Source organism: Psychrobacter sp. (assembly GCF_018260395.1).
In the GTDB taxonomy this organism is placed as follows: domain Bacteria; phylum Pseudomonadota; class Gammaproteobacteria; order Pseudomonadales; family Moraxellaceae; genus Psychrobacter.
This window is the reverse complement of the sequence record NZ_JAGLBC010000081.1, coordinates 1-11,105: the sequence shown is the minus strand read 5'-3', so window position 1 is coordinate 11,105 and position 11,105 is coordinate 1. Positions and strand designations below refer to the sequence as shown.

Below are 11,105 nucleotides of genomic sequence, written 5' to 3'. Positions count from 1 at the left end.
CAAACCTCTAACATTAGCTTTTTCCACTAACTTCTATAAACCACAAATTCTTAAAGATATACGTGACTCTAAAAGACTATCAAATCTATTGAGTTATGAAGAGGAACATATATTTTAATAACTCTAACTCAATATCACTCTAAACATATCATCAAGATATTGAGTCTGATTACCAACCATAAACAGAACATTGCGCTGCTTAAGCTCATCCTCTGTCAGCGAGTTATTAACCAGCTCTTTCATCGGTGTAGTAGTAACGATGAAGCTGTTTAATATCAGCTGATCATCAAGCTTAGCTTCTAACGTTTTAATCTCTTTGTAAAGATTGATCTTTGCATCATCGGTATTCATATTGCGAATGCCTTTTGGATCAATTAAAGTTAGATACTGCTGACCTGATTCTTTATGTACAAGCCATAATAAGAAGTCTGGATAGAAGTTACCTGCTAAGGCAAAGCCTAATCCTTTATACCGATTATCCGGGTTTCTGAGTAGGTAAACATGATAATCATCAAGCTCATCTAATTTCTTACTAGAGTTTATATAAGCCTGAAGATCATCAACAAACTTAACCTCACTACTCTCCCCTTTACTATCATAGTCAAATACCTTAGGTGACCATGTAAAGGGCAGCCCTTCATCTTTTTTACTAAATAATGGATAGTATAGGTGCTTGTCAAACAGTACTGTTCTTAAGTCTCCATCTTCCCAATCGACTAGCTTATCTAACTTACCATCGTCCACATAGTCTTGAAGCACTTTTAAGCGCTCAAAGTATAGCTCTGCTTCGCTATTTTGTCCTTCTTTGGCTGTAAAAACATAATCATCACAGATATGTACTGGTAAATCATCATCGCTCAAATCAAACTCAGTAACTTCATAATACTGACCTTCATAAGCATTCTTCATGGTCTTGTAGAATTTATCCATATAGGCTTGCAATAACTCTAGCAAGACATTCTGTTGAAAACGAATGCCTTCTATATCTCGACTTAGCTTCTCGCTGTCGACATACAATAAATACCAGTCATCATGGCTATTTTTGATAGGTCGCATGCAAAACTGCTTTAAGTCGTTAACGTCAAGACGAATGTTGGTATAGCCTCTTTGCATTTTATACTGCTGCAACTGCAAATATAGCCAATCAAAATTAAAGAAAGGCATCACACTTGGTGAGATTTCTTGCTCTTGACGCTTGTCCTTTAGATCATCGTTACGCTTACGTTTATCAGTATGGTAAGCCTCGAGTCTTGGATATAAATCTAAAGTGACAAATGGCTTTTTAGTCTTACCTTGATACTGCTTGGGTATTTCGAATAAAGACAATTTAAACTGCGCCTTAAAGCCGTTAGGTTGGTTGTCTTTATAGCCATCTTTCAAAGCCAAAGTTTTGAGCCTGTGTGGCGCATTAATACGATTGGTCTTGAAGTCTAAAGTCACTAGATCTTGGTTAAGAACAATACCTTCATCATTTAGATAGTCACGGAATTTTTCCATGTAATCAGCATGAAGACCAAAGATATTAATCGTCTGTAAAAGATCCAAATACAGATCTTTGTATTCAGCTAAATTGTAGATATTGTGCGGTGTACGCTTGAGTGAGAAGTTTTCACCCTTAAGGCGTACTCCTCGACCGAATAACTGAATAATTTGTGAGCCTTCTCCACTTCCCATATTGAGCAGCCCCATTGTAGACACTCGCCAGCTACTCCAGCCTTCGGTAAATTTGCGTGAACCGATGAGCAAGTTAGTTTCACTGTTATCATTATTTAACGTGTCAAATAAGGTTGGTGAAAACTCATCAGTACGAGCATTTATGAAGTGGCTATCACTTAGCGCCTCACAGTGTTCATAAAGCCCTTTCTCATCACCTACATTGATCACGCCAAAAGGTGTGCTTTCTCCAACCTGTAGGCGTAGCTCACCTTTATTTTGAGTAATACGGACAACGTTTAAACGCTGGTTACTGCTGGTATTAAAAAATAGCCTTAGGATATTTTGGTAGACATCTTCGGCTTTTTTACCATGTAAAGGTGCAAAACGATTAGCAAAGATATTATTACCCTTATTATCAACCAATCGTGATTTATTGGTAATGAAGTCATGAATCCAGTTAATGGTCTCAGGCTTATGACGGCTGTCTAAAAAGTCAGCTAAAAACTTAATGATAGTCAAGATATCTGAGTCATCATCATTAACTTTGTTACCCACAAATACCCATAAGGGGTTTTCTACTTTAAACTGCTTAAAACGACTAACATTATTATGGTACAGATACTGCTGCTGATAAAAGGCTAACAAGCAGGCTGTTAGGTAAAGCTGCTGATTATCTTGGCTTTCGCCTTTTTTCATATTTAAAATATTAACTTCTTTACCGTAGCCATCTTGGTAGAAGTATTTATATGAATAGTCAAACAATATGCTTTTAGCATAGACTTCACGCAAAGCCTCTCGACGTGCTTTTTGCTTTTCTAGCTCATCTAGCTCTAAGGCTTGCTTTTGAGTAGCATTTAGCTTGCTTAATGCCCCTGTATTAAAAAGCATCTTCGCTTTTGACTTTTGCTCCTCTTCTTCCTGTTTGACCACGTTATTTGACTTACTAACTGCCTGGCCAAAGGTAGCAGAGTATTCAAAACTAAAGCCACTTTTGGTAATGGTATCTCGGTAGCTCATCCAAGCGCCTGCACTACTGGTACCTCGATGGCCCTCATCAATTAAGACTAGGTTTTGACCCTCTAGTGACTCTGCAGCTACTGTCTTGTCGCCATCTTTTTCTGCTAGTTTATTTACATCGATGATTTGCACGTATTGCAAAAACTGATTGAGTGAGCGATTTTTCTCAAAAATCATCGCATCAATGCCAGATACCTCAAACTCCTCAAGGTGCTGTGCACTCAAGCCTTCATTTGGGGTTAACAGGATAATCTGATCAATCTTATCTGTGTGACCAGCCTTCTCAATATAATATTGGTACTGCAATATATTGACGTGCATCAGTAGGGTTTTACCACTACCTGTTGCACTCCAGTAAGCTATCTTATTAAGGTCTTCTGCATTATATGGCTGCAAGATTTCACTATCACTTTTGTCTGTGTTATAAGCAGCAACGGCATCATTTAGCTCAATCAACATTTGCTGTTGATGGTTAAAAAAGTGATCCAAATAGTACTCAGTAAATAACAATGATAAATACTGAAAGTATTTCAGATTGAGTTTACTATTATGCTGCTCATTACGAGCTTCTGTGATCTGTTCCCAGTAACATACGATATTTCTATCATAGCGACGTAAGGTACTTTCATCTATGGTATGGCTATTAAATAAAGTCCTTGTTAACTGAGAGAAGAACTTTGTTTGTCCTGCATCATCGCCTTCGTGTTCAATACCTTCATGCTCTGGTGAGTCAAGAAGCTTTTGCATCCCCTCAATTTGTCCGGGATTAAATTTAGACCATAGCCATTGGGCTAAGACGAGCTGTTCATGAAAGTTTATTTTTTTGGGTTTCTTAGCCATAATTTACTCTGCAAACATCAGTTCGAAAAATACTTGCTCAATCGAGCGTACTTTCAATTGTTTTTCAGCACCTTCTGTACTGACCAAATGGGCATTGATGTTGTGATCACCGTTAATGTAAATCTGATCAAATTCGCTATCTAAGGCCTTAATCCGTAGCTTCTTAAGTAAAGCATCAAGCTCTTCATAGCCAATCTTGTCACAGTCACGCCAGAATACAGTCACCTCCTCGCCATTACGTAGGTGGCCGATAACCTGTACAAATCCTTGTTCAAGCTGGTAATCGATGGTATCTACTTTGAGACCAATTAGGTAGTTGAAGGTATCAATAAGGTCAATCGACTGCTCAGTATAAGCACCCGCACTATCAGCTGCGACTTTTAGCTGATAATCAAACGGGTTTCTAAAGCTATTCACATTTAACAGGGAGCCTTGGCTCTCTATATCTAGCATATAATGCATCAAATAGTCATCTTTTTGTTCCGGCGTTAAGTCACCGAACAAGTCTTCTTGCTCTTGAGTACGGATAAGCTCAAGGTTATTTAAGGTGTCTTCATAGCTCTCTAACTTAATAACCTTTACACAGTGGCTGATACCTTGATACGGATTAGCTTCATCCTCTATTTTTTTGGGTAATAATGGCTGACCAGATTTCCATGCATCACTATAAACAACTTTTTGAATACGTGGTTTGAGCACAGTATCAAAGTACTCACCTTGTTCAACTAGTATATACTTACGACTACCCTTGTCTTTACGATTAAGATGCATGACCGCTTGTGCTGTGGTACCGCTACCAGCAAAAAAGTCCATTACTTTGCACTCAGTATTATCAAAAGCACCTAAAACTCCTATACTATCTACAACAGCATAGACGGATTTGGGATAAGAAAAGCTATAAAATTCAAATAGATCTTTTAGAGTCTTAGTCCCATATTCTGTTGCAGAATACTTACTATCTGTCCAGAGAGTTAATGGAGTAGTCCCTGTTGTTTTAGGGCGGTATTTATAATAAACCTGTGGAGTTCCACCCCTAGGTATTCTTGCTAAAAACTGTGAGTAATCTTCCTTGACATGCTCCATACTCCACCGCCAGTTTTTCTCAACTCCCTTATCGTTAATCGGATATATTACACTCTCTTTATTAACTGGCTCTTCTTCAACATCCCATGCACGCTGACTCTCTTTCCATGCCATTCTAGGAACACGTATCTTACCTGTTTCGATATTTGCATAAATTGGATAAAATTGTTTTTCGCCATCTTTCCTATCAGAGTTCGAACCCTCTCTTCTTAAGTTTCTATACTCGAAGATACCTGCACTATCTTTTTCATTAAAACGCGCTAACTGCTCTTTTGTTCTTGCAATTCTATTAATCGATGATTCATTGCTATTTCCATAGAAGAATGCATATTCATGTGTTAAAGCAAACCCCCGTTCTGAAGGCCTCCCAGATGGATTACTTCTAATTGGCACGATTCCTGCCTGATTATCTTTTCCAAATATATCATCTAATAGTAGACCCAAATTATTAGCTTCCAAGTCATCTATTGTTACACAAATATTTGCATTTAAAGTCATCAAGATCTGAGAATATAGAAGCCTGCAGTCAAGCAAGCTAAGCCAAGAACTATGCTTATAGCTATTTTTATATATAATTTCTGATGCAGAAGTGTTGTAAGGCGGATCAATATAAATACACTCAATGTTTTGTTTATATTTTCGCTGTAATAAGTTTAAAGCCTGAAAGTTATCACTATTAATAATTAGCCCATCAGTCTGCTCATCAAGATCATTAATTGTGTTAAGAAGTTTTGCCTTAAAACTAGTATCAAACAAGCTAGTATCTACCATTAGGTAAGGATGCGACTTCAAATAAGCAGCCTTCCCCCAATCTGAAACGAAGTCACCTTCTACTTTAAGTCCTAAATCCTCCCACTGCTGCCACTGCTCAGGATTACTGGCTATTTCGTCATATAAGTCTTCATCGACACGATCCAAAGTAATGCAGTAATGACTAGATACAACAAATTTCTTCTTCAGCCATAGTTTCTTCTGGAAGTTTTCAAGCGATGCCAAGAAATCAATCAACTTCTGACCAATTTTGCGCAAGCACTTGATCATCGCCAGCTTCTTCTCAATCTCTACAAAGCTCGAGCTATTCACCACATCATCAAGGTGCATCACTTCATTTTTGATATAAAAATCAAGCTCGTTACTTAAGAATTTACCCAAATCTTTATGGATAAAGTAGTCAGCTGTATTCTTTTGGGTATAAGTATCTAGGTGCTTAAGTAGTAAGTCACGGTTAGGGTTCTTCTCTGTTGGCGCAGGATGAGTCATCAGCTTAGCCCACTGTGAGCTCACTGTACTACTGTCTAAGATAGCGTTATGCGCCTCGACATTCAGCTTATCCTGGTTAGCTTTACTGTCCATAACCGCATACTCAAACCAGATGGTCATCTCTTTGCCATCTGAGCTAAGCTCAAGAGGATGTACTGTTTCCTCGTATTCCTCGCCCTCTTCATCTATACGAGTGATTTTTTTTGGTTTTGATAAAATGATAAAGCGACGATTTTTATCATTGTCTTTTTGATTGTCTTTAGCAGTATCTGCCGATAACAAACGAAATAGAACTGTTTTATCAGACTCACCGATCGAATTAAACCGTATGCGGTAATTGCTGAACATCTCACCAGACTTTGTATAGTACTGGTCTTTATTGGCCCAGTGTAGCATCACCTCTTCGCCAGCGTATGGGATAGCATACGTATCACCTTTATAGCGACGCTGACTGATGAAGTCTCCTTCATCGTAATAGCGACTAAAGAAAGTATATAAGTGACTGTACACCTGAGTCTCATCAAAAGCATTGCCTGACTGCTCAAGAAGCGCTATATAGCGCTGACCCAGTGAGCTTTCGATAGCATCTTCATCAACCAATTTTCCTGCATCATCAAAGGCTCGCTTACCAAACTCTTCTTTTAGCTCATGAGCTATACTCTCAAGCTGACTATCTTGTACGTCACTTTTGGCTTGTGTCAGATAGCTTTCAACTTTTTGCTTCAGACGATTGTCTAAATAATCAGCAATCTCTTTACGGCGGGCATTCAAAATACGATAAATACCAAAATCCAGATCAGGTCGATCTATTTGAAATATATTCTTAAGTTTTTGATTTAGATTGGCATACTGACTCATGAAACGTCCTTTAAATAAGGTTCTTGTAATAAACAACTTGGCAAATAATAGTTAACCGGCTAATTTAACATATTAGCCGGTTAATAAATAGAGATCCAAAAGGCTTTGCCATGACTTTTTAGTGGCTTAAGTTAGTTGCCAACGTATTCTATAAAGCACTTCAAAGTGGCTTTTTTTGTGCATCATATTTTCTAAATTCTCAATTAAGGCATCACGTCTTTCTTCAATCTCATCTTCAACATTGAAGATATTCTGGCGTAGCTTTCGCTGTTCACGTTCTGCTTTCTTCAACGCTTCTTGTTTTGATTTTTGCTCTTCAATCGTTTCCGCCTGACGTGCCTCACGTTTTAAGCTCTTAATCTTAAGTTTGATATCATCAAGAGCAGATTCCGCAGACATCATTTGATCTTCTGCCCAGTCTTCAATCTTATCTTGCTCGCGTTTAAAGAATACCTGATTATCCTCTAAGGCCTTACTCAGCTGATTTTTGTGTTGTAAATCTAGCATACTTTCAAATAAGTCAGATGGCTTAGTAGATATATCTTCCTTCTGCGTATGCCCAGCTAAACGTAACATTCTTGAGCATATATCTGCATCGAGTACCTGCTTGCTGTCAGTCACCCCTGTTAATATGACATGCTCTTCTTTTGCAAACGAATCTAATGATAAAATACTAACCGCTAGCCAGCCAGATTGCCCACTCAAGGACTCAAGGCTAGAGACTTTCTTTGAATAATTAGAGTAGTCAAAAACAACCTCGGCATTGTTTGTTGATAAACTTTTAGCCGTATTAAGTACATACTCTCCTAAAGGATGTGTCAGTCGATAGATGTGAGTATTATCAGGTACTGCCTCACCTTTACGAATCAGTTGATAACTGCCTGGTTTGATACTTAATGTTGGCGGTTTCTCTAGACTAAATCTTAACTGCTTAGGATGGAAAGTGGCATAAGGGGATAAGACGGATCGAGTTATTCTCCAGAAGAAACGGCTTATACGATCCAGCTGTTCTTCAGCTTTTTGCTTATGCATTTTAAGCAACTCATGGATATCTGCATCGAAGTGTTCAAGTAATAGCTCTCGAGTTTGTAGCATCTTTTGGTTAATCTGAGCTTCTAGCTCATCTTGTAGCTTATTAAAGCTTTGTTCAATCTCCTCATTCGTACGACATTTGTCATAAATTTCAAGAATCCGCTTTTCAAAATCTAAACCACTTTCAATAGTACCTAGGATTTCATTAGAGGCACCAAAGACACCATCAAACAACTCAAACTTTTTACTTAACAGCTCCATTACCCTTTGGTCAGCTGCATTACGCTCATTAATAAAGTTAACTACAACAACATCAAAAGCTTGTCCATAACGGTGACAACGACCAATACGCTGCTCTACTCGCTGTGGGTTCCATGGCAGATCATAGTTCACAACCAATGAGCAAAACTGTAAGTTCACCCCTTCTGCAGCAGCTTCTGTAGCAATCATAATTTGAGCTTCCTCTCGGAAGTAATCAATCAATGCCGTACGTTTATCTATAGCCGGAGATCCCGTGACTCTATCACTGCCATAGTGTTTGGTTAGCCATTTTTGATATATGCCTGTATTAACTGAGCTGTTATTACTGCCATTAAAGGCCACTACCTTGCCTGCAAAACCATAGGATTCTAAAAACTCTAACAGGTATTGCTGCGTACGACGAGACTCAGTAAATATCACAGCTTTTTGAGGCGCACCCATTTCTAACATACGGGCAAACCCACGATCTAATGCAGTTAGTAGTGCGTAAGACTTCTCATCTTCGTTAATTTTATTCGCTAACTGTAAGTATTGATCAACTTCTGCTATTTCAGCTTTTAATAGATCAGAGTCGACACCTTGCGCCTCCTCTGCTGCTTCATACTCTAAGTCTTCTAATAACTCCTCATCAATATCTTCCTCTAATATGAAATGGTCAATCCAATCTTTATCAATAGTTTGAGTATCAAGAAGTGCTTGTAGACGAGATCTAATAGATTGAAGTGTTGCAATAACTGCAGATGTAGAGGATGCCAAAAGCTTACGCAGTACGATACTAATTAAATGCCTTTGTTGCTTAGGGAATGCATAACTAAAATCACGTTGCAAATAACTATTAATTAGATCATATAATCTTTGTTCATTTTCACTAGGTGTAAAAGGCACCGTTAATGCGTGCCTTTCGGTATAAGGGATATACTCTAAAACATCTTTTCTAAGAGTACGATGTACAAACTGATCTAAACGTCGCTTCAGCCCTTTAAGATTATCTTGATTGACGTATTGACGACGGAATGCTTTATCGTCACCGAATAGGTGCTCATCAATGACCGTACTTAGTCCATATAACTCCATCAACGAGTTTTGTAGTGGCGTCGCTGTTAGTAATAGCTTATTACGCCCTGCTAAAGATTTCTTTAGACTATTGCCTGTCTTGTTGCTGGCTCGATGTGCATTACGCAATCTGTGCGCCTCATCGATAACTACCATATCCCATGGTATTTTGGCTAGCTCATGCTCCATACGAGAGGCAAAAGGATATGAAATAATATTGATTTTTTTGTTCTCAAATGGATTGTATACCCCGTCTTTACGTAGTTTACGCCAAGTAGTTAAGTCTAAAACTTGCACTGGTAAATTAAACTTATCTTGCAGCTCTAACGCCCACTGTTTACGTAAAGAAGCAGGGCAGATAATTAATAGGTCTCTTCTATACTCAGCCCAGTACTGACAGAGAACCAATGCTGCCTCAATAGTCTTACCAAGACCAACCTCATCTGCCAAAACCACACCTCGGCTTAAAGGATTGCTCAGCGCAAAAAGTGCCGCTTCAATCTGATGCGGGTTTACGTCTACCTGCGCATCAAACAGTGACTGTGCTATCCGAGCTTCATCTGAGCTACTACGCTGCTTAGTGATTTCCCAAGCAAAATACTTAAGTTGGTGATTGGTTATATTATTCATAATTATATTGGTAACTTATTATCAAAGGTATTTCTCTTTTAAATAGTAACAACAACCTAGTGATTAATCTATAAACCCACCTTCATATTGCGGTTTAATTATTATAGTATCTTTATGAGACATTCATTAATCTACATAGTTTAACTCCAAGATTATGACAGCTGACATTAACGAAAAAGATGAATTTAAACCATCTAGAACACAAATAAATCGATGGAAAAGCTTTTGTACAAAAGCTAGAAAGCAATACGATGATGCATTTGATTATATTGCTTTCATACCTGATGAGATCGAAGACTCAGTTATCATCTACTGCAAAAAGCATGATAGAAAGTTTATAAAACACCTATCTAGCCACTTAAAACCTTTTCATTTATCAAGCCCTGGGTGCAGGCTGTGTGATAAAGAAAAAACCCATGCTGATTTTGTGGCTAAAGCTCAAGCAGTTCATGGCAAAAAATATAATTATGATAAAGTTGATTACATCACGAGTCGTACACCTGTCATCATTACTTGTGATAAACATGGAGACTTTACAAGAACACCGGAATCACATTACAAAGGTAGTAGTTGCCCTATATGCACCGGTGTGACTGGTGGATGGACACGTGATAATTTTCAAGCATTTTGCGATACCAATAGTAATGGTAATGCCTTGTTATACATCATTGAGTGTTTTAAAGACCAGGAGTCTTTTTATAAGGTGGGTATTACATCGAAAAGTATAAAACACAGATTTCAAAAGAAAATGCCATATAGATATCGAGAGTTATATGTTGAACCGCCCCGACTTTATCGGAGAGTGGATTGCTTGAGTCAGGCAGCTTTGTCTGACTCACTAAGACTATCATAGTATCGTCTCTCAAACTCAAAAGGCGACACATAACCAATCGTACTATGTAAACGTGTTTTATTAAACCAATCAACCCATTCAAGGGTTGCTAATTCAACATCACTCACACCTTGCCACTGCTGTTGTAGATACTCGATCACCTCAGACTTATACAGTCCATTAACCGTTTCAGCTAATGCATTATCGTATGAATCACCTGTCGTACCAACAGATGCAATGACACCAGAATCAGCCATCTTATCCGTATAGCGAATGGATAAATACTGAACACCTCTGTCACTGTGGTGTATCACATCTTTAGGATGATTTCTGTCTGCAATAGCTTGATTTAACGCTGCCATCACCATATCGGTGTTCATACGATGAGATACTTTCCAACCAACAATACAGCGGGCAAACACATCTATAATAAACGCAGTATAGACCCAACCACTCAACGTTTTAACGTAGGTAAAGTCAGCAACCCATAGCTGGTTCGGTCTATGTGCGCTGAAATTACGATTAACTAAATCATCAGCACGCTGTTGGTCATCACGAGACTTAGTGGTTATCTTACCTTTAC

The 11,105-nt window shown here is 38.3% G+C and carries 5 protein-coding genes; 1 reads left to right on the top strand and 4 read right to left on the bottom strand.

Annotated elements, in window-relative coordinates; all coding sequences use genetic code 11:
• Positions 1-123: 123 nt before the first annotated feature.
• The 3 genes from QZ265_RS07265 to QZ265_RS07255 all read right to left on the bottom strand — a co-directional run bounded on the left by QZ265_RS07265 (position 124) and on the right by QZ265_RS07255 (position 9,690).
• Positions 124-3,513, bottom strand: a complete 3,390-nt coding sequence (locus QZ265_RS07265) for a DEAD/DEAH box helicase family protein (protein WP_296404848.1) — start codon at positions 3,511-3,513, stop codon at positions 124-126.
• Between the two features lie 3 nt (positions 3,514-3,516).
• On the bottom strand, positions 3,517-6,714 hold the full coding sequence (locus QZ265_RS07260; protein WP_296404845.1) for a DNA methyltransferase: 3,198 nt from the start codon (positions 6,712-6,714) through the stop codon (positions 3,517-3,519).
• A 126-nt stretch (positions 6,715-6,840) separates the two neighbouring features.
• Complete coding sequence (locus QZ265_RS07255; RefSeq protein ID WP_296404842.1) at positions 6,841-9,690, bottom strand: SNF2-related protein; 2,850 nt, start codon at positions 9,688-9,690, stop codon at positions 6,841-6,843.
• A gap of 154 nt (positions 9,691-9,844) precedes the next feature.
• Here QZ265_RS07255 and QZ265_RS07250 point away from each other — a divergent pair, with 154 nt between their 5' ends.
• Positions 9,845-10,543, top strand: a complete 699-nt coding sequence (locus tag QZ265_RS07250; RefSeq protein ID WP_296404840.1) for a hypothetical protein — start codon at positions 9,845-9,847, stop codon at positions 10,541-10,543.
• Here QZ265_RS07250 and QZ265_RS07245 read toward each other — a convergent pair.
• Positions 10,507-11,105: IS3 family transposase (locus QZ265_RS07245; RefSeq protein ID WP_296404838.1), on the bottom strand; the 599-nt coding region annotated here is incomplete at its 5' end. The two genes, QZ265_RS07250 and QZ265_RS07245, sit on opposite strands and share 37 nt — an antisense overlap.

Excerpts from the sequence above, each read along its gene's own strand:
- QZ265_RS07265 (WP_296404848.1), bottom strand. The coding sequence starts at position 3,513 with ATGGCTAAGAAACCCAAAAAAATAAACTTTCATGAACAGCTCGTCTTA.
- QZ265_RS07260 (WP_296404845.1), bottom strand. The coding sequence starts at position 6,714 with ATGAGTCAGTATGCCAATCTAAATCAAAAACTTAAGAATATATTTCAA.
- QZ265_RS07255 (WP_296404842.1), bottom strand. The coding sequence starts at position 9,690 with ATGAATAATATAACCAATCACCAACTTAAGTATTTTGCTTGGGAAATC.
- QZ265_RS07250 (WP_296404840.1), top strand. The coding sequence starts at position 9,845 with ATGACAGCTGACATTAACGAAAAAGATGAATTTAAACCATCTAGAACA.